General features: G+C 66.9%; 16 protein-coding genes and 1 pseudogene. 7 read left to right on the top strand and 10 right to left on the bottom strand.

The window, feature by feature from the left end; translation table 11 throughout:
• Together P0L94_10345 and P0L94_10340 are read left to right on the top strand one after the other, a co-directional pair.
• Nucleotides 1-1,272, top strand: a complete 1,272-nt coding sequence (locus tag P0L94_10345; protein ID WES62858.1) for a glycosyltransferase family 4 protein — start codon at nt 1-3, stop codon at nt 1,270-1,272.
• A gap of 152 nt (nt 1,273-1,424) precedes the next feature.
• Nucleotides 1,425-2,282 carry a hypothetical protein gene (locus tag P0L94_10340; GenBank protein ID WES62857.1) on the top strand — a complete coding sequence of 286 codons (858 nt, stop codon included), beginning with the start codon at nt 1,425-1,427 and terminating at the stop codon, nt 2,280-2,282.
• Nucleotides 2,283-2,417: 135 nt separating this feature from the next.
• On the opposite strand, the gene P0L94_10335 is transcribed toward P0L94_10340, so the two are convergent.
• Nucleotides 2,418-3,842 carry an O-antigen ligase family protein gene (locus P0L94_10335; protein ID WES62856.1) on the bottom strand — a complete coding sequence of 475 codons (1,425 nt, stop codon included), beginning with the start codon at nt 3,840-3,842 and terminating at the stop codon, nt 2,418-2,420.
• Nucleotides 3,839-4,222 (bottom strand): DapH/DapD/GlmU-related protein, encoded by a 384-nt coding sequence (locus P0L94_10330; GenBank protein WES62855.1) that lies wholly within the window; start codon nt 4,220-4,222, stop codon nt 3,839-3,841. The genes P0L94_10335 and P0L94_10330 overlap by 4 nt, the downstream gene beginning before the upstream one ends.
• Nucleotides 4,223-4,474: 252 nt before the next feature.
• Here P0L94_10330 and P0L94_10325 point away from each other — a divergent pair.
• Nucleotides 4,475-4,997: pseudogene (locus P0L94_10325) on the top strand (transposase).
• A 242-nt stretch (nt 4,998-5,239) separates the two neighbouring features.
• The gene (locus tag P0L94_10320; protein ID WES62854.1) at nt 5,240-6,364 is read left to right on the top strand and encodes an acyltransferase; all 1,125 of its coding nucleotides are present in this window, start codon (nt 5,240-5,242) and stop codon (nt 6,362-6,364) included.
• Nucleotides 6,365-6,467: 103 nt separating this feature from the next.
• Here the strand turns inward: P0L94_10320 and P0L94_10315 are convergent, their stop codons facing one another.
• From P0L94_10315 to P0L94_10300, 4 genes are all read right to left on the bottom strand, one after another.
• Nucleotides 6,468-8,042, bottom strand: a complete 1,575-nt coding sequence (locus P0L94_10315) for a sugar transferase (GenBank protein ID WES62853.1) — start codon at nt 8,040-8,042, stop codon at nt 6,468-6,470.
• A gap of 184 nt (nt 8,043-8,226) precedes the next feature.
• Nucleotides 8,227-9,096, bottom strand: a complete 870-nt coding sequence (locus P0L94_10310) for a hypothetical protein (GenBank protein WES62852.1) — start codon at nt 9,094-9,096, stop codon at nt 8,227-8,229.
• A 59-nt stretch (nt 9,097-9,155) separates the two neighbouring features.
• Nucleotides 9,156-10,625 (bottom strand): polysaccharide biosynthesis tyrosine autokinase, encoded by a 1,470-nt coding sequence (locus P0L94_10305; protein ID WES62851.1) that lies wholly within the window; start codon nt 10,623-10,625, stop codon nt 9,156-9,158.
• Between the two features lie 110 nt (nt 10,626-10,735).
• Complete coding sequence (locus P0L94_10300) at nt 10,736-11,335, bottom strand: hypothetical protein (GenBank protein ID WES62850.1); 600 nt, start codon at nt 11,333-11,335, stop codon at nt 10,736-10,738.
• A gap of 119 nt (nt 11,336-11,454) precedes the next feature.
• Between P0L94_10300 and P0L94_10295 the strand changes: the two genes are divergently transcribed.
• Together P0L94_10295 and P0L94_10290 are read left to right on the top strand one after the other, a co-directional pair.
• The gene (locus P0L94_10295; protein WES62849.1) at nt 11,455-12,627 is read left to right on the top strand and encodes a hypothetical protein; all 1,173 of its coding nucleotides are present in this window, start codon (nt 11,455-11,457) and stop codon (nt 12,625-12,627) included.
• A 24-nt stretch (nt 12,628-12,651) separates the two neighbouring features.
• Complete coding sequence (locus P0L94_10290; GenBank protein ID WES62848.1) at nt 12,652-13,575, top strand: type II CAAX endopeptidase family protein; 924 nt, start codon at nt 12,652-12,654, stop codon at nt 13,573-13,575.
• Nucleotides 13,576-13,591: 16 nt separating this feature from the next.
• Here P0L94_10290 and P0L94_10285 read toward each other — a convergent pair whose 3' ends face one another.
• The gene (locus tag P0L94_10285) at nt 13,592-16,111 is read right to left on the bottom strand and encodes a hypothetical protein (protein WES62847.1); all 2,520 of its coding nucleotides are present in this window, start codon (nt 16,109-16,111) and stop codon (nt 13,592-13,594) included.
• Between the two features lie 141 nt (nt 16,112-16,252).
• Between P0L94_10285 and P0L94_10280 the strand changes: the two genes are divergently transcribed.
• Entirely contained in the window at nt 16,253-17,020 is a 768-nt protein-coding gene (locus P0L94_10280; protein ID WES62846.1) for a dienelactone hydrolase family protein, read from the top strand.
• A gap of 72 nt (nt 17,021-17,092) precedes the next feature.
• On the opposite strand, the gene P0L94_10275 is transcribed toward P0L94_10280, so the two are convergent.
• The 3 genes from P0L94_10275 to P0L94_10265 form a co-directional block, all read right to left on the bottom strand.
• A complete protein-coding gene (locus tag P0L94_10275) occupies nt 17,093-18,463 on the bottom strand; it encodes a threonine/serine exporter family protein (protein ID WES62845.1) in 1,371 nt (456 codons plus the stop codon).
• Nucleotides 18,464-18,526: 63 nt separating this feature from the next.
• Nucleotides 18,527-19,936 (bottom strand): hypothetical protein, encoded by a 1,410-nt coding sequence (locus P0L94_10270; protein WES62844.1) that lies wholly within the window; start codon nt 19,934-19,936, stop codon nt 18,527-18,529.
• Nucleotides 19,937-20,027: 91 nt separating this feature from the next.
• On the bottom strand, nt 20,028-20,159 hold the full coding sequence (locus P0L94_10265; GenBank protein WES62843.1) for a hypothetical protein: 132 nt from the start codon (nt 20,157-20,159) through the stop codon (nt 20,028-20,030).
• Nucleotides 20,160-20,334 lie beyond the last annotated feature (175 nt).

Here is a 20,334-nt window from a genome sequence, read left to right as displayed (position 1 = left end):
GTGCCTAGAACCGCTGTCTACAACCCAGGTTCTCATCCTGCGCTCGCATGGATCGCCGCCGCGCTCGCCGGACGGGGCGAACTTGCTGGCTACGCAACGGCGCTTCAGTTCACTAGTCAAGAGCGGGCCCGTCTTGCCGCGCTCGGATTGGATCGCGGTCTAGGGGCGCGAACATTGCCTCATAGTTTGAGCCGACCCGATCTGAACAGGACCGGCCTCCTGGCCGACCTCGCTGCGACCTATGCTAAGCGGCGAGGCAATGTCCTGGGCGAGCGTCGGTGGCTGACACGGCGGAATCGCATTGTGGCTGATACTTTCACGTCGATGCTGTGGGGCGAGCGTGAACCGGATGTCGCGCTAGTACCCACCAATACCCAATCGGGCGTCCACCGTCACCTAGATCGTGCGTGCCGGCTGGCGATCTACACGCCCTTGCCATACCTGCCCGTCCTTCACCGCCTCATGGATGGGGAAGCGGTCAGCAACCCGCGCTGGAGCACCTACTTGCAGTTTCGATCTACCGGGCGTCTCGAATCGGATCCGCATGCCAAGGACGAAGCGGCGAGCGCAGCGGTCGTGGTCGCGAACAGTAGGTTCACGGCCTCAACATATTCGCAGGAGTTGGACAAGCCGCTCATCGTGGCTCCCCTAGCGATCCCGCCAAAGCTGCTGGCCCGAACTGAAGTACAGCGCGAAGCCGATGCCAGAGGCCCCATCAAGCTCCTGTTTGCTGGGCAGATGAGCCAACGGAAGGGTCTTAGCTATCTCTTCGAAGCCATCGAGAGCCTTCGAACCAAGGCGGTGGCACTCACCCTCGTCGGGCCCGACCCGCTCAAGATGGTCCCGGAGTTGGCCCGCGCATACCCATCTGTCGAGATGTCATATGTGGGATCGCTTGATCAGGAATCACTCTGGGCACTTATGGGCGCTCATCACGCGCTGGTGTTTCCCTCCTTGGCAGAGGGATACGGGAACGTCATCAATGAGGCGCTAGCGCACGGCCTGCCGGTGATTGCCTCGGATCGAACCGGCGCCGTAGACGCTGGGCTTCATGGGCGAGCGGGCCTTGTCTTCTCAGCCGGTTCAGCTGACCCGATAGCTGGGGCGATCGACTTCATTGCGGGCGATTCGCAGACTAGGCGCGACTACTCGGGGGAGGCGCGCACGCTGGCCACTTCGTTGGGTGGGTGGGACAGTTACGGTGATGCCGTCGCCGTCGCTCTCGCCGCGATCCTGAGACCACTTGGGGATACTTCAGAGGCGGTGATCTAGCGATGGCCACTGTAGTCATTCCTTTCGCGAGCGCGCCCCGCGCGCAGAACCCCAACCTTCGGAAAGGCGGTGGATCATCCGCCGACGTATACCTGGACGCAGCTTTGGTGGCATTCTCGTCTCTTAGGCGGTGGAATCCAGACCTTGAGCTCGTGCTTGCCACAGATCATGAGGTCGGGCAGTCTCGCCTGAGCCAACTGGCGGGCATTGGGGTTCAGCATCGCTTGATTGCGTTCGACCACGCGCCGCCTGCGGGTTTTGCCCCAACTTTCCTGGGCTCTCTGTTTCTGCTCGATGTAGTGAGCGTCATGGAAGCTTCGACGCTCATCATCATCGACCCCGACGTCGTCTGTGTGGGGCCGCTCGCCCCGCTCCTGGAAGCTGTTCCAGACGACTCGGTCGGCGTCTTGCCGATAGAGTACGCACCTGACAAGCCGGTGAATGGGCTTAGCGCCCTTGATGCCGCTGTCATCCACGCCCAGCTTGGCGAGGAGAGGTCCACACCATGTCACTTCGGCGGAGAGGCCTATGTCATTCCGCAACGAGTAGTGGCTGAGGTGCGCCACGGTGTATCGGTGGCCTGGGCGGATTCTCTCAGTCGTCACGAGCGGAGGGAGCTGCACTTTCGGACGGAGGAGCACGTGATGAACTTCGCGTTGCGACGTGTGAAGGTAACAGACGTCTCGCCCTACGTGCGTCGAATATGGACGGCGCACGGCCATCGAAGTGTTCGGGGCGATGAACGTGGATTGTCGTTGTGGCACTTGCCCGCCGAGAAGGAACGTGGCTTCCGTTCTCTCCGCACTGCGTTGACCATGGAGGACAGCTGGTTCTGGGAGGCAGAGCGCGACAGATTCGTCGATGTCGTTGGTAGGAAGTGCGGGCTGTGGGGGCGTTCGCTTCCCCGGCTCTGCATTGACCTCGTTGCGCACACGGTCCGCCACTTTGCGAAACTGCTCGAGAGACCGGCTCAGATTCCGCCCGCGATTCAACGCCGACACACTTCGTGAGTCCAAGCTCAGACGAGTCTCGCGGTGAGAGCGACCTTGACTCGAGTGATCGCTTTCAGGAGCGACATCGCCCCTCGTAGAGCCGAACGGCTTCCGGGAGCGGCCCCGCGAGTCGCTTCGCGGCGTGGGCTCGGTCTAGCCGCGTACGCGATTCTGGGCGCCGGAGTATGGTGCGGTGCCGGCGGCGGGTTCTCGGCCGCGCTGTTTCTGTCTGCGACCCGTCCGTAGTTCGGTTACGAACTGTGCGGTGGAAGGACGCTGGGAGACTTCAGCGCTGATCGCCATGGTGATGAGCATGATCGCGAATCCGAAGCCGCGATCCTCGAGCGGCGTGCCGAACGGCAGGCTCAACACGGTGAGCCCGATCAGCCCCCAGAACGCCGTAATCGCAGGAGACGGCCCATACAGCTTGCGGCTGCGCCAAACCGCCGACCCCAGCGAGACTAGATACAGCGTCATAGTCAGGACTCCTAGCCACCCGAGCCTAACTACGGAGAGAAGCGGGGAGTCGATTGTGTAGCTGAGCGTCCAGCCGAGCCCAAGACCCACCAGGGGGTGATCCTGAATGAGTTCCCAAGCGGACGCATACTGCAGGCTGCGCCACGAGTAGGACTGGTCTTGCGCGGCGTTCCCGTCAACGACGGTAAGCAGTGCAGCGAGTCTTCTATCGATGAAATGGGGGTCGTTGATCAGGAATGACTCAACTAGGGGGAACGCGGCGAGTCCGACTAGCGCGGCGGCCGACAGGATGACAATCATCCGCGGAAGTGGAACTCGGGAATTGCGAAGACGTCCCATGACGAGCGGGACAGTCCCAAAGATAATGAGGTTGGTCCGCGTTCCAGTAATGAGCATGGCGACGGGAATGACAACGACGGCCAAGAGCCAGATCGCCCGGGAGAGAATTCTGCGGCGGTGGGCGACAAGCACGAGGGCCAGCGCGAACACCATTCCTGGCAGGATCAGGCTCGAAAGCACAAAGCGACCGAATGGCAGGCTCGTAACCCCCCTTCGGTCCAGCCAGTCCACCGCGAATCCGACAGCGGCGACTATCCCAACCAGCCAAAGTACGGCATACACGACGCGAGGGGATAGTTCGCGGCCAGCATCAATTCCTACGATCGGCCCAAGCACAATGAGCGCGTAGAAGATAATCTGCCGCCCGAACGTCGCAACGCTGAAGCCCTCGGGTGAGATCAGTGCACCGACGATAACCGTAAAGAGGAACAGGCTCCCCGTCCAGATGAGGGGGCGAAACACGCGGGCAATAGGCGGCGGATCTGAAGCGATTCGGGCAGTCGAAATGACTGCGCAGAACACAATGACGCCGGCGTAGATGAACTTGGTGATGCTGAGCTCGGACGACGATCCTAGAACGGCAAGCCCGCCACCAACGACTGCAATAAGCCGAGCCCACGAGAAGCGCAGCAGCGTCCAGACCGCCAAAGGCGCCAACCCGAACGCGACACCAAGCCATGGGTCTCGGACGAGGATCCATCCCGACAGGCCTACCCACGCTCCGGTGAATAGCAGAACCCCTGCTAGTGCACGATGTCTCATTCTTCGGACAGCGTCCTCACTTGCCGCGCGGGGACGCCAGCGACTAGAAGATTAGCGTCGACGTCGCGAGTAACGACCGCGCCAGAAGCCACGACGGCTCCCTGTCCGATTCTAACGCCAGGTAGGATCATCGCCCCCGCGCCGATCCAAGCCCCATCCCCAATGATGACGGGTTGCGGGTCCCAGGATCCAGGCTGCACCCTGTCGTGAGACGGCCCGATTATGTGATTGCTCGTGATGATGGTCACCCTCATCCCGATATCGACCTTCCGGCCGACCGTGATCGGTGCTCCGTCATCGAAGTAGACCTGGCTATTGACGAACGTCCCGGGCCCGATCGAGACGTTGGTGCCACCAAAGTAGCATCGGTCATGGATCATGGCACGCATTGGAATAGCTACGCCGGCAAGACGCAGGAGTCGCCAACGGTGCCAGTGAGGCACGAGCCCGGACGCGAGCGGCCCGTTGATGATCCATTGACGCAGTTGCCCCATACGTCTGGAAGCTACACCAGGGCCAGTTACGTCCGAATAACAAAGCTGAACTCCAGGCGCTCCGCGCGGTGGGCGCTTGACCCCTGATCTTGGACACGCTGATTCCAGCACGTTGCTGGGGGAGCGAGAATCCAAGGGATGGCAAGGAAGAACTACACGGACGAGTTCCGGCAGCGGGCGGTGGACTTGTACGAGTCGACGCCTGGAGCGACGTTGAAGGGCATCGCGGCGGATTTGGGGATCTCCCGCGGTGCGCTGCGGGAGTGGGTCGAGAAGCACGGCTCCGGCACCACGACCGCCGGGACAGGGCCGGCGCCGGCGGCGGGTCGGCAGGAGTCGCAGGCGGCGCGGATCGCAAGGCTCGAGGCCGAGCTGGCCGAGTCGAAGGCGGAGAAGCTGAAGCTCGAGACGGAGCGGGACATCCTCCGTCAGGCGGCGAAGTATTTCGCCGGGGAGACGAACTGGTGAACCGCTTCCAGTTCGTCGATGACCACAAGGACGCCTACGGCGTGAAGCGCACAAGGACGCCTACGGCGTGAAGCGGTTGTGCGAGGTCGTCGAGATCGGCAGGTCGTCGTTCTACGCCTGGCTGGACGCCGCCCCCAGGCGAGCCGCGAAGGCCGCCGACGATGCTGCCCTCGCTGAGCGGATCCGGGTGCTGCAGGACCCCGCCCGCCTACCGGGCCGTGTTCCGGTGGGCGAACCGCTACAACACGCGCCGACGCCACTCCGCGATCGGCCAGATCACCCCGAACAGCTACGAGAACGCCTACGCGTCGACCACCTCCGCTACCAACGCGGAAGCGGCATAACCCAACCGACACCGTGTCCACGATCGAGGGTCAAGGCCCGTGGCAGGCACATCTTCACGCGCCGTTAACAACGCGCGGCTATGTTGACGTCATGCCGGTCACTTCCAGCACGGCGCGACGGATCGAGGGTCTTGACCTCCTCCGGGGCATAGCCATCTTGCTCGTCATCGTTCGTCATTCTTGGCCAGATGTGTTCGGTGGTGCTGGCATCGTCGGCGTCGTCACGTTCTTTGCGTTGAGTGGGTATCTCATCACGGGACTGCTTGTCGACGACCTAAGGCGGTATGGCCGCGTCCGTTATGGACGGTTCTACTTCCATCGAGCAGTGCGCCTGCTCCCAGCGCTCGCGATGATGCTCGTCGTCTTCGCGATGGTGGACGGTGTGTTCGACTGGACGGGCCGTCAGGATCTTGTCCCCCGAAGCCTTCTGCTTGGGATTACGTACACGATGAATATCCCGGGTACAGGGGAGACAAATGGCGCGGTGAACCATTTGTGGACACTCGCCACAGAAGAGCAGTTCTACCTGGTTTGGCCGCTTGTCCTTGTGCTCGGCATCCGTCTGCGGAAGTTGCGTCTGGCCGTGATCGCGTCAGGCACGGTCCTCCTGGTGGCACTAGGGACGTCACTTCTCGTCGTCGCGCCGGGCTACGACCGGGTCTACGCGTGGCCGACTACGTGGGCAGTGTCAATGGTGATCGGTGCCGCGGCGCAACTAGGGAAGCGCAAAGTGATGGATATTCTCGATCGGAGTAGCCGTCGGGCGCGCATGTCCGCAGGCATGGCTCTCGGTTGTATCGTCCTCTTGTCGTTTGCCCCGGATGCAAAGTCACAATGGTGGTTGTACTTCGTGTTGGGCTTGTTGACGAGCGCCGCTACTGTCGTACTAATCTTCTTCCTCACGCGGTGGGAAATCATCCCAGTCCCGTGGCTGCGGCCGCTCCTATGGCTCGGAATCATTTCATATGCGGCCTATTTGTGGAACAAGCCAATCGTTGTCTGGCTGGCCGAAGCTGATCTGGGCGACGCTGGGCCGCTGCTCTCGGCAGCCGCGACGCTCGTCGCGGCCACAATCAGTTGGTACGCGGTTGAGCGCCCCGCCAATCGACTGCGAAAGAAGCTAGATTCCCGGTCGCAGGCCGATAGCGTCGGCGTCGCAACTCACGTGGGCACGCATTCGAAGGCGGGGTCGAGTGAGCATGGTGTTTCGTCGTAACCCGTCAAGCGGTCAGAGCGTCTCGCGACCGCATGACGGGCGCCCACCAATCCCTGTGGCCTGACAAGCCTCCGCGCGATTGCCCTTTGTGCCGCCCGCTGCCCTAGTGCGCGGTCTCTCCCGGAGCCAGTGCGGCCCTTGCAGTCTTCGCAAGGATTGCCACGTCGCCGACGAGCGACCAGTTTTCGACGTAGGAGAGGTCCAACCGAACTGACTCATCCCACGACAATGTTGAACGACCACTGACCTGCCAGAGGCCTGTGATGCCTGGCTTTGCGAGAAATCGACGGTGCACGTGATCGGCGTACTGTTCCACTTCCGAAGGGAGCGGAGGCCGCGGTCCTACGAGCGACATAGAGCCGCCAATCACGTTCAGCAACTGTGGCAGCTCGTCGAGGCTGTACTTGCGCATGACTCGTCCGATAGGCGTTACGCGAGGATCGTTCTTTAGCTTGAAGAGGACCTCGTTCCCGGCATCGCGATCCTGCGTCTGAAGTTGCGCGAGCAGAGTCTCGGCGTTGGGCACCATCGAGCGAAACTTGAGCATCGTGAACTCCTCCCCACGGAGCCCAACTCGCGTCTGCCGGAAGAGAATGGACCCAGGCCCGGACACACGAACACCAATCGCCAGCAGCGCCAAGAGCGGGCTGATTGCCACGATGCCTGCAACCGAGGTGACCAGATCCATGGTGCGCTTTGCAAACCGCTGGCCCATGCTGAATCGAGGGGTTTCGACATGAATCAGAGGTAGTCCGGAGACCGGGCGAGTGTGGATGCGTGGCCCCGCGATGTCGACGATGCTTGGGGCCAGGACCAGGTGTTGCTTTCCGGCCTCGAGACCCCAAGAGATCTGCTTCACTTTGTGCGGTGGGAGGTCATCCGTGCTTGTCACCGCAACGGTGTCGGCCGCGGTCGTAGCCATCGCGCGCTCAACTGAGCTGACATTCCCCATGATCGGGATGTCGGTGCCCTCGATCATGTCGGCGACGCGCCCGGATGGAACGCAAGCGCCAACCACTCGATAGCCCGCGCTTGGCGCACGGCCTAGCTCTCTGGCGATCTCTCGGACCGAGTTCTCGGAACCGACGAGCAGTACACGTGCCGAGTACTTCCCAACGTGACGTTGGGAGATCAGCCACTGTCTCCAGAGCCACCGCTCGAACAGCAGTACAGTGACGCCGAGAGGAAGGCTGATCAGGAGGAAGCCGCGCGCGACGTCGACGCGGAACAGGAACGCGGCGATCGCGATCAAACCGAACAGACGAACGCTCGAGTCGACGATCCGGATGTACTCCGTACTGCCAGCGCCCATGATCCGTGCGCTGCGCGAGTCAGACAGACTGAGCACCCACATCCACGTGATGATCAGGCCGGCAGAGAACAGCCAATAGGAGATGTCGCTCAGTCGGTGGTCTTCTCGCATCGAGACCTCGGCGTTGCCCAGCCCGAACCACGCGATCTGGGTACCGTAGACGACCCAAACCAGCACGAGCAGATCACTGATCCAGATTCGACGTGCGTAGCGCTCGCGCCAACCGTCGAGCGCGGGGACGACGGGGATCGGCGACGTCGTCGGTTCGGGTGTGTCTGCTGTCGACGGGCGTTCACGCACGCCTTCGTTCTCGGTGCTCGATTGCGACGTCCTCGTCGCGTCGACCCCTTCGAGGTTCGACGTCACGGACAGTCCTTTCCTCCAGATACCCCAGATCGCACAGTAGCGACGATGTGTGTCGCGCGAGTGACGGGATCCTGACAGTCCATGGCGGTGAGCTTCTTGTGCGGGAGCGAAGAAGAATTGGAGGATGAAGGACCAGTTTGACACTTTCGGTCTCAAAGCCTGGGCCAGTCCGCGTGAATCTGAGCTATTCCTGAGGCGCCGCGATGACCGAGTCTCCTGCCCAGACCACTGCCTGTCCGCCGGCGGTCGCAATGGCGGCGGATGCTTCCGAGGCGGTGGGATCGACATCGAGGCATATGACGCGGGTTTCCTGACCTGCCAGTCCGTCGATCGGAGACCGCTTCAACGCGAGACCCTCGCATTCGGAGTCATCGAATACCAGGACGAGCTCCCCTTCGCCGGCCGCAAGTACGTGTGCGGTCGGGATGCCGAACGAAGTCCATTCCTCGCCGTTGGTGACCATCGGGGTTCCGTCGCAAACGACCGCAATCGAGTCGTTCGCGGTGGCGACGCTCCATGGCTGGGCGCACGGTGCGTCGATCGACCCGGCTGGCGTCACGACCGTGCTCGACTCCGAGGGGGAAATGTAACTGAGCGTGTTCAGAACCTGATCGTCGGGGGCCCAGAATTCCCCCTCGGTGTATGTGCGCAGTCCCTGGACCTCGCAGGCATCCCCGACCCCCGCGACGATGTCTGCTTCCGTGCCCGAGAACGACTGCAGCGCGACGATCTGACGGACATCTCGATAACCAGGTGTGACGTCGAGCCAGTTGGCACCTCCGTCATCGGAGCGCTCGAGCATCGGGGCGGCGCCGTTGCAGGCTCCCGCAGTCGCGCGCCACATGACGCCGGAGCCGAGAGCGAGGAACCGCTCTTCGGCGCCCGGCGCGGTCACGGCCGGTGCCGTCCGCGTCGGCGTCGGGGTCGGCGTGCGGACGCCGAGCGTGAACGTCGGGACCGGCGCCGCTGACGCGGTCGTCGCGGTCGGATACCCGTGTTGCCAGGCGAAGACGCTCAGGGCGCCGACGATCCCGGCGACCGCGACGGCGGCCACGACGCCTGCGACCTCGCGCGCGGAAGTCCCGCGCCGCCATTGACCGGCCATAGCAGGACTCAGCGGATCGCGGCGGGGTCGTCCGCCGCGCTGTCAGCGGCCGGAAGAGCCGAAGCACCGTTGCCGCGGCGTCTCGACGACTGCGGGTCGCGCTCGGGCTGCAGGCGGTAGCCATAGCCATACCCGTAGCCATACGCGTTGCTGTAGGCGTAAGCATCCGGCCCCCGCGTCGGCACCATCGACAGAACGAGGCCCGCGACCTTGGCGCCGACGGTGTCGAGCGCATCGAGGGCGTGCCCGACCTGGTGACGGGTTGTGCGGCCGGCGGCCACGACGACGATCGCGCCGCTGGTCTCCTTCGACAGGATCGCGGCGTCCGTGACCGGCAGCAGTGGGGGAGCGTCGCAGATCACGACGTCGAAGTCGCGCTCGAGAATCTGCAGGAGCGTCTGCATCTGGTGCGACCCGAGCAGCTCGCTCGGGTTCGGCGGGATCTTGCCTGCAGGCAGCACATAGAGGCTTCGTCCACCCCACGGGAGCATGACATCGCCGACGCGCGTGCGGCCGATGAGCACGTCGGTCAGGCCCGCCCCGCCCTCGATACCGAGGTACTCGGCCACCTTGGGCTTGCGCAGATCGGCATCGATGAGGGCGACCTTCTTGCCGGCGTCCGCGAGCGCGATCGCCAGGTTGATGGCGCTCGTCGACTTGCCTTCTCCGGGAACGCTCGAGGTGATGACGAAGCTCGACCGGCCCTCCATGTCGAGGAACTGCAGGTTCGTGCGCAGCGCGCGGAACGACTCCGCGCGAGGACTCAGCGGGTCGGCGTGGACGATGAGCGGGCGATCCTTCGCCTTCGGGTCGAACGCGATCGCGCCGATCAGTGGCGAGTCCGAGACGTCGCGAAGGTCCTGCGGGGTACGCACCCGGGTGTCGAGCACGGTCCGGAGCACAGCGACTCCGATGCCGAGAGCGAAGCCGACCAAGCCGCCGAGCGCAAGATTCATCAGCACGTTCGGGCTCGACGGCTCGAGCGCCGGCTGCGCGTCCTTCACACGTGTGAGTCGCACCGGGCTCGTCTCGGCGCCGTTCGGGGTCTCGATCGCCTCGACGGCGCTCGTCAGACTCGCGGCCAGCGCGTTGGCCATGTCGGCTGCGGCGATGGGGTCAGCATCCGTGACCGAGATCGTGATCAGGGTGGTGTTGAGCGGGCTTGAAGCGGTGACCTTGCCGGCGAGATCGTTGGGGCTGAGTCCCAGCTCGAGCTCGGCGATCACCGGGTTCATCACGATCGGGGTCGTGACGAGGTTCGTGTAGGTGGTCACGCGCGACTGCGTGAAGTTCGAGCCCTGCTGCAGTTCGCCGATCGTGCTGCCCGACTGCGAGGACACGAACACCGTGCTCTGCGACTCGTACATGGGGGTCCGCGACAGCGAGTAGCCCGCGGCCGCACCGACTCCGATCAGCGTCGCGAGAACGATGATCAACCAGTTCTTGCGCAGGATCCGGATGTAGTCGGTGAGCTCCATGACGCCTTCCGCTCGTGCGGGAGGCGTCCGTCACGCGAACTGTGTCGCTGCCCCCGCAGTGGTCCCATCTTCACATGGAGGGGTTGCGGGGTTGTAAACGGCCGTGTGGGTCAGCCGGCAGCCAGCGCCGCCCGCACCACCCGCTCGACCTCGTCCAGGGCCGGCACGAGCTGGTTCGCAGTCGTCACGTACGTCTGCCACGAGCGCCCGTAGGGGTCGACGACGTCGTCGTCGTCGGGCGATGCCGGCGGCACGGCCAGCCCGCGGCGTGAGGCGACGAGCGCGGCGGCGGCGCGGACGCGAGAGGCGGCATCCGTCCCTGCGGTCGTGGCGGCTTCAGTGATCTCGGCGTCGGTGAGGTCTGCGGAGAGGCGCGCGAACTCTCGCACCGTGAAGGTCGACCGCATGCGGGCGGGGGCGAGCTCGGCGATCGCGCGGCGATGGTTGCGGGTCATCGCGAGGATGAGGTCGGGGCTGGTCAGCAGGTTCTCGGTGAGGAAGCGCGAGCGATGCTGCGACGCGACGTCGGCGGGGACGCCCAGCTGATCGGCGAGCGATACCGCCTCGGGGGTCATCGGGGCGCTGCGCAGCCCGCGCGTGCCGGCGCTCGCGATCGTCGGATGCAGGTCGGCCAGGCGTGTGCGCAGCAGCAGCTCCGCGAGCGGGGAACGGCAGATGTTGCCCGTGCAGACGGTGAGGATCTCGACCAAGGCGGGGCTCCGTGATGTGAGGCGGGGCGCGAAGGGAGGGGTTATCGTTAGGGCGCGTGCCGCCCCACTCTATCGACGTCGGGCGAAGGCACGGTTGAGACGTCTGGGAGGACGGCAGGGTGGCTGGGCAGATGCCGGGCGCGCGCGACGATGCGGCGGCCCCCGACCCTGTGGCGCCTGACGGTCGCCTGCGCGGACGAGCCGTCTACGTCGACCGGGCCCGGGGATCGGCGATCGCGCTCGTGCTGTTCGCCCACGCCATGAGCGCGTTCGAGGGCCGCGGCACCGGGATGCCCGAGGGCACGTGGGCTGTGATGGACGCGCTCATCCGATCGGGAACGCCCACGTTCTTCGTGATCTTCGGCATCGCCGTCGAACTCGTGCACGTGCCGCGGTGGCAGGCGGGCGAGACCGCGCGCGTGCGCCGGGCACTCCTCAAGCGGGCCCTGCAGTGCTACCTCGGGTACGCGCTCATCGCGCTCGCCGCGATCATCGGGGGCCGGATGGCCTGGCGAGGTCTGATTCCCAGCCTTGCGCTGCAGCAGGCGGTGCCCCTGGGCAACGTGCTGTCGTTCTACGCGCTCGCGTGCCTCGCGTGTCTGGCGCTCATCCCGCTGCGCAACCGCATCGGCACCGTCGGTGTGCTGCTCCTCTGCCTGGCCTGGTGGCCGATCGCCGCCCTCATCGATCCGCTCGTCGGAGAGGACGGCGGGTTCGTCCTGCTGCGCGTGTTCGGCCTGGGCTCGGGAATGGGGCCGTCCGTCCTGCACGGACTGGCGCTCGTGGCGGCCGGCATGGTGCTCGGAGAGGTCGTGAAGGCGCGACTGCGGGGCCCGGTGCCCCGCCGTGTCGCGATCCAGGCGAGCGTGCTGGTCGGCGCGGCCGTCGTGGCCGCGACGGTGCTCGTGGCGCAGCACGGCGCGGGCGAGACGGTGCGGATGTGGCGGACCCTCAGCGGGTTCCGCAGCGACAACCACTGGGGCTACTTCGTGCTCGGGTTCCTTGCGGCGGTCGTCGTGCTGCTGCTCTGCTCCCTCATCGTCGAGAAGTTCGGCGTCACACGGGCCCGGCCGCCGGGGCCGTTCGGCAGGTCGTCGCTGCTCGCGTTCACGGCCGCGAACATCGTGCTGAACCTGATCGCCGAGCGCGTCTGGGCCCCGAACGGCGTCGCCGGGATCGCGATGTCGGCGGCATTCGTGGCGGCGGTGTGGGCGGCGGTCAAGATCGGGCGCCTGCTGAAGGCCCGGTGGGGCGGTTCGCGCGTCGTCGATGACCTCGCGCGGGCGGCCTGAGGTGCGGCCGGTACCGTAGAGCGCGTGCCGTCCCACTCCTCCGAAGCGCTCGACGAGCCCGTCGACACGCCGGACAGCCGGGTCGACGACGTGCCGCTCGACGACGCAGCCGTCCACCCCGCCCTCGGCGAGGAGTCCGTCCCGGCAGGCGACCCCGAGCCCGCCGGCGACGAGCCCGATGCGGATGCCGGAGAGCCGGTGCAGCCCGAGACCCGCCGGTCGCGAGCCCGCGACTCGCGCCGCACCGACTGGCGACTCGGCGGGCGAACCACCGCGCGGTGGCGCGAACTGGTGCTCGGTGTCGCGATCGTCGCGATGGGCGCCGCTGTGCTGATCGGGGGAGCGGCCGATCTGCTGCTGCCGGCATCCGTCTCGGGGATCGTCGGCACCGCGGTGCTGTGGGCCGCGATGCTCGGCACAGTCGTGTGGGCGTTCTGGCGCTCGCGGCCGGCGTATCTGCTGAGGTTCTCTGCGAAGGACCTCGTCTGGGGGCTCGGCCTCGGCATCATCCTGCGCACGTGCCAGGGCTGGATCGACATCGCCACCGGAGGTTCGGGAGCGCTGCCGTCGTATCCCACGATCGGCGGCTCGCTGCCCGCCGGATGGGTGTTCGCCGACCTGATCGCGCCGGTCGCGATCGCGCCGGTGCTCGAGGAGTTCTTCTTCCGCGCCGTCGTGCTCGTCTCGCTCTACACGATCCTGCGCCGGCCGTTCGGCAAGTTCGTCGCGGGACTCGCGGCGGGGCTCGTCAGCGCTGGACTCTTCGTCCTCGGCCACTGGATGGTCGGCGCGACCGGCGCCGGCGAGATCATCCCGCTCGCGTTGCTCGGCGTCGTGTGCGCGGCGCTGGTGCTGCTGACCGGGCGCATCTGGGGCGCCGTGCTCGTGCACGTCGTCTACAACGCCAGCTTCGTGGTGCTCGCGCTCGCGGGGACGTGGCTGGGGTAGCTCGGCTGCGCCTGATCTACGTCTGGCCCACGCGCGCCTCGAGGTGCGAGACGAGGTCGGTGAGCGCCGCGGCATAGGCGCCGCTTCGCTCGTAGAAGGAATGCGTGTCCACCTCGTCCCCGTCGTCCCGGTACTCCTCGGCGTAGCGGTCGATCTCGTTCTCGAGCACTGCCGGTTCGGGGGATCCGACGCCCCCGCGAGCTGGTGAGTACCTCCTCCACCCTGCGAACGCAGGGAAACCCAGGTAGTCGGTCAGGCGCCATAGGCTCACCCATCGGATTCCCTCACCGGGGAGAAGCGTGCCGTTGATGTTGCGGGCGGTGCGTGGGATGTCGCGCCCGCCGTGCTCGGTGTCGTCATCGCTGCTCCAGGGCGACGAACCCCACGGAGACGGCATTCGTGCGGGAAACACGCCCAGGACCTTCGGGCCCATGAGCTCTGGAAGGATCCTGCCGAAGTACGTCCTCAGCTGTACGCCGTAGGTCAGAAGGGCGATGCGGGGCAGCACGGGCTTCTCGTCCGGCCCTTCGGCGTGACGCAACAGGCCCAGGCTCGCGACAGCGATGACCGCGCCCATGCTGTGTGCAGACAGCACCACGGTCCTGGCGGGCACCTTCTCCAGCCAGCACAGGATCCGCTGCGCCAGCTGCGGCACGGCAAGCTCCGCGTAGCACGGAGGCCCGAAAGGCTGCGCGGTTCGAGGCAGGAAGCACGCGACGTCCCACACGATCGCGACGAGCGAAGAGAACGGCTTCCACCGAGTGAAGTAGTAGACGATGCCCGTGAGGAAGACACCGACGACCATGGACGCGATCGCCGACGTGTTCGGCAGCCAGCCGAACCCGCTTGTGGGACGATCGGTCAGCGTCAGGCCCGCGATGACGAGGCCGACGGCCAGCGCTGCTGCCAACAGGGCGCAGAGCACCAGCGCGATGAACTCGACCGACTGATAGACCGTGGCGGCGCGCCTCGCGGACTCGATCCTGCCCGAAAGATCGTCCGAGATGTCGCGCGGACCGATCCACGCTTCTTCGCGAACTCGGTAGGTCCTGCGGGGTGGTCGCCGCCCGCTCACCCACACGCTCACTCCGACGGCTGCGATCGCGATGGCGCATAGCCCGCCCGGATAGGCGAAAGCGAGGGGGACGTCGGCGAGCAGGTCGCCCCATCTCCACCGCAGGAGGATGCTCGCGATCGTGATCGTCGCGGCGCTCGTCACGACGGCGAGGCCCAGCGAGAGTGTCATGAAGATCGCCGGCCCCGTGCCCGCCCACGCCACGGTCTGGCGCACCTTGTCGCGTCGCCACACCAACCCGGTCGCGGCGATCCCTGCAGCAATCGCGACAAGCACGAAAACGAGCCACTGCGCGCCGAAGAGGGACCTTTCTCCCGGGCGGGGTTCGGTGGTGTCCAGGAAGAGCCAGATGAACAGGCCGGCGTAGACGAGCACGCTTGCGATGATGAGCGTCCACGAAGCGAGAGCCGGCCCCGTCCCCCCGCCCTTGGTCTTCTGCGTGATCGCCATCGTCGGGAGCGCGCACGCGGCGACGACAGCGAGCAGCAGCACCGCGACGGCTGCGACGAACAGCGACGACAGCGCGCGATCGTTCGAGGAGACGAAGAACTCGGCGCAGGCGTCGATCGACTCTTGGCAGAGGCCAGCCGCCCGCTCCGCGGTCACGTGCAGCGCAACGATGCCCGTTGTCAGCGCGATCGCCGCGGCCAGGTGCACGCGCGCGAGATGCGCGGTGATCCGGTTGGACCAGAACGCCGCGTGAGCGATGATCGCCTGGCCTCTCTTGGTTGCCTTCTTGTACCCGCCCTCGTCAGCAGAGCGCATCGCCGCGCGCGCGTTGTCGCCCAGCGTCCCGGTGTGCTCGCCGAGCATGTCGTAGGTCTTTCGGGACCTCTTCGCGAAGTACGCGAGCGCCCCCACCGCGGCGATCGGGCCGAGCAGCGAAGCGACCGCGAGAACTCGGCCCTGTGTCGTCAGGAATGGGATCGGATCCGGGATCAGGAAGCAGGTCTCGCGGCCGACGACGCACTGCAGCGCAACGAGATCGATCATGACGATGGCGGCGGTCATCGCGAAGAGCAGGGTGAGGATGAGTCCGAACAGGCGTGCGGCGGCGGCGGTGGCTCCCGCCTGAATCCGCTCCCACCCGGTCACACCCGGCATCGTCAGCTGTCGGGTCCATATGGTCACGTTGCCGATCCGGAAGGGCAGGGCGAGAATCTGGAACGCCAGGGTAAAGGCCGCCAGCCGCTGCTGCCCTCGCGGAGCGTCGGGTGACCGGACCAGTCCTCCCCACGAGTACGCCTCGCGCTGGACGCCGGGCGGGACCCTCGGCGTCGACTCGGCACTGGTGTTGAGTCGCCAGAACGCCGTCGGCCCAGGTGGCGAGATCTGGGTCAACTGGGTCTGATCTGCGTCGAGCATCACCGCGGGCTTGGTGTTGTTCACGCCATGGACCCGAATCTCCAGGACCCGCGCGCCGGGCTCCTCCTCCGGACACCACTTCTCGGATGTCTTCATCGCAGGCCCCTAACAACATCCCCAGTGTTGATGCGTGACTGTAGTGCAGGCAAGACCCCACGGATAGAGCCGATTCATTGCCTGCCGACCACGCTGCGGCTAGTCTTCCCGCATTCATCCCAGAGGACAGAGGGGCGCGCGATGATACATCCGCCGCAGGATCCGCCGTGGTGTCCCGAGGGCTGGCGCCGCGACACGTTCGTGCACGGCGACCGCACCTACGTGTACTACGAAGCGCAGCACGGAACGTCTCGGAAGCGGCGGCCGGCGGTTCTGCTGCTTCACGAGCTCCCCGGCATCACCGAGCACCTCGTCGAGCTCGCCGACACGCTGTCGGAGGACTTCCGGGTCTTCGTCCCCTCGATCCTCGGAAGGGACGGCTCGCCGAGCATGGCCGGCAGCGCGCGCGAGATCTGCGTTCGGCGTGAAGTGCACCTGTTCGGCAGCGACGCGGTCAGCCGCTCCACCGGATGGCTGAAGGCGTTCGCCGCCGAGCACCTCGCGCCGAACGGCCGGTATGGCGTGATCGGCATGTGCTTCAGCGGCGGGTACGCGCTCGCGCTCGCCGTCGATCCTTCGGTCGCCGCCGCGGTGGTCGCGCAGCATGCGACGCCGATCCTTCCGGTGCGGAGCCTCGGCCTGTCGAAAGCCGATCAGGCAGCGCTCGAGGAGAACGATGACCTCGAGGTCCGCGCCTACCGGTTCGGGTGCGACGCCATGGCTCCCGCGGCCAAGGCCGTCGCGGCGAAGCGGATGCTGGGCGATCGCGTCGTCGTCACGACGCTCGCGAAGCCCCGGTGGGTCGCCCACTCGACGCTGACCGGACCGGATGCGAGCGACCGTGCGATCGCCGAGGTTCGCGAGTTCTTGACGGAGCGGCTGCGCAAGAAGCCGTGGTGGAGCGCCTAGCAGCGATCGCGCGCGAGGGCCGCATCGCCGAGCCCGGGCCCTCCCGAACGGGCATCGGCACCCGGTCGGGCGTCACAGCGCCGGCCGGCGCAGCCAGTTCGAGAACGCCGAGCCGGCGAGAACCCCGAGCGCGATCGCGACCATCGTCGAGAGCGTCGCCACCAGTGAGGCGGATGCCGCGGCATCCCGATCGAGCAGGTCCGCGACCCCGATGAGCCCGAGTGCGCCCGGGACGAGCAGCCAGTAGCCGGCGGTGAACGTCACGAGCGCCGCGGGGCCCGACGGCTGGCGTGCGACCAGCGACGCGACCGGGGTGAGGACCAGCGCGCCGAAGAACGCCGAGATGACGCCGCCGACGAGCTGATCGCCGAGCACCTGGGCGGCGTAGGCGGCATAGAGCACGAGCAGCATCCACGGCAGGGCGCGCTGCGGAGCGCTGGCGTACACCGAGATGCCCACCCCGAACACGCCGACCGCGACCCAGGGCGCCCACGGACCGAGCAGCTGGATCTCGGTGTTGAGGTTCACCCCCGCGACGCCGACGACGGCGCCGGCGGTGAGGATGCCGGCCCCCAGCAGCACGAGCTGGATCACACCGCCCGCGAGGCGTCCGGCGCCGGAGATGAGGTGCCCGGTGGCGAGTTCGAGCACCGAGGTGGTCAGGAGCGTCCCCGGCAAGAGGACCACGATCGGCGCGAGGAGCGCGGGCAGGACGCCATAGCCGAACCCGGCTCGCAGCGCGAGGAACACCACGACGGCGACGGCGAACGACAGGCCGACCATGATCAGCGCCGAGTAGCGGCGTGGCAGGCGCTCCGAGACGAGCAGCAGAGCGCCGGCGCCGAGGCCGAGAGCGCCGGCGACCCACACCCCGCGCCATGAGGCGCCGAGCATCACGGCGAGGGCGCCGCTGACGAACGCGTACCCGACCACGCGCATGACCGGTCCGTAGGTCGGGGGAGCCGCCATGACGCGGCCGATCTTCTCGACCACCGACCGCGGACCCAGCAGGCCGGTGCGGGCGGCGTCGACCGTGCGGTGGACCTCGTCGATCTGCGACAGCAGCAGTCGGGCGTCGTTGCTGGCGATGGCGCCGGTCTGATGCTGGCCGGCTCCCCGCGCCGAGATGAGGATCGCATTCGGGAACGCGAGCACTTCGCTCTCGGGCAGCCCGTTGACGCGGGCGATGTCGCGCAGCACGTCCTGGATCGTCTCGACGGAGTATCCGGCCTGCGTCATGGCGCGGCCGACCGCCTCCGCCGCGGCGAGCGTGGCTGCGGCATCCGGCGCGTCGTCGGGAGACACCGGGAGGCTGCCGGTGATCGCGGCGCTGCGTGCGCCGACGGTGATGTCGCGCTCGGCGCGCCGGCGCGTCGCGATGAGCACGATGGCGGTGACGACAAGCGTGCCGACCGCGAGAGAGATCGAGATCAGCGTGGTCATCATCACCTCGGGTGGTTCAGATTCTTGCACGGCGCTCGCCGCGTGAAACTGATCTCGTCGGATCTACGCCGACCGCCCGAGGTACTTCGTGATGCAGTGCACGACGCCCTGGCGCTCGGCGAACGGGCTGAAGTCGGCGAGGCGGTGCACCGTGAATCCGCGTTCGGTCCACCACTGCTCCATCCGGTCGTCGAGCGGGGCGAGTTCGGGATAGCTCGCGCCGTACGTCGGCATGTACACGTGCCTGCCCTCGCACTCGCTGTTCTCGACGAGGCAGTTGTTCCACGTGATGTGGTGCCAGTCGCGCAGGTGGACCTCGTCGTCGGGGCCCGCGCCGAGGTCGCGCAGCGCAGCGGCGGCGAGCCGCAGGTCTTCGGAGCCGTAGTCGGCGGCCGCCTGGTCGAGGGTCGCGAGGTTCGTCGTGCCGCGGAACGTCGCGTGATGCACCAGCGGATTGCGGCTCACCCTCGCTCCCGTCGCTTCGAGCGCGGCGGCGGCCGCGTCGTAGACGTCGTCGAGCGCGTACGGCGACGACGTGCCGAGGGCCTCGTCGGCCAGCCGCGGACTGCCGACCGTGACCTCGTACCGTCCATCGGATGCCGGCCCCAGCAGCGTCACGAACATGTCGATGTGGAAGATCGGCTGGTACATCCCGGCGCCGCCCGACGGCATGTCGAGGGTGAACCCGCGCTCGGACATCGCGCCGTAGTAGTCGCGCAGCCCGATGGGCTCGTCGGTGCCGAGCACGAGCAGCTCGCGCTGCGCCTCGAGATACTCGGCGAACAGGCTTGCGAGCGCGTCGGTGACCGGCCGATCCGCCGGAAGATTCACGGGCGGGCGCCCACCGGTGAGCAGTTCCTCGGACTCGGCGACGTAGTCGCGCCCCAGCAGCCAGAACGACCCGCCGACCAGGATGTTGCCGCCCTGGAAGATGAGCGGCGCCTGGCTCGCGGGGATCCCGGCGTAGTCCTGCACGTACTGGGCGATGAGGGCGTCGCCCGCGCGGGCGAACTCCCATGGCTCCATGAGGATCGTCTGCGGCGAATCGGTGTCCTTCAGTGCCGCGTAGGCATCCTCGGCCCAGTCGGTCAGCGCGACGTGCTCGGGCACCGGCACCAGGGTGACGTTCCCGGGCTCGTGTCCGGCGTCGGCGAACCACGCCGCGACCTCGTCGGCGGCATCCTGGTGCACCACCACGAAGTGCGTGCCGGGCCGCAGCTCGCGGATCACCGACCGGTACCCCTCGACGAGGTCGGGGCGCGTCAGCGCCCAGGTGGGCAGCACGAACAGTATTCGCTCGATCGCGCCGTCGGCGCTCGGGATCAGCGACGGCTCCTGCAGGCCCGGCCGCGGCTCGCGCGGCGTCGCTCCGGGCGCGAGCCCGCGGGCGGCGCGGCCCGGTTCGTCGCGCTCGGTGCGCCGGTGCTCCGGAGCATCCGGCACGAGCAGGTTGTACAGGTCGTCGTCGCGCATGTCGCCCCCACCGTCGCATCGACACTCACCGAGTGCGAGAAACGGTACAGCCGGGCGCGCGGCCGGTCCAGCCCCGCGGGCGCTGCCAGGGTCAGGGCGCCGGCACGCGCGTGTCGAAGGCGCTGCGCGTCGGGATGCGCCGGTGACCGTCGGTGCGGAGCGCGGCGACCGAGGCGATGGCACCCGCAATCGAGAGGAGGACGAACAGAACGAGGATGAGCACGACACCGCTCCTTTCGGTCGAATGCGCTGACGTGGCTCCAGCCAACTCCTGACGTGGCGCGCTGTCGCGAGCCAATCCGGCGCTGCTGGCTCGGCATCCGGGCGGCGATGGCGGGTGAGGGGGAGCGTCGATTCGTCACGGGATGCCCCTGGGCGCTGGGCTATGCTCGCCCCAC

It is taken from the genome of Microbacter sp. GSS18 (assembly GCA_029319145.1).
In the GTDB taxonomy this organism is placed as follows: Bacteria; Actinomycetota; Actinomycetes; order Actinomycetales; family Microbacteriaceae; genus Microbacterium.
The sequence above is the reverse complement of the archived record's forward strand: the minus strand, read 5'-3'. Positions and strand labels throughout refer to the sequence as shown.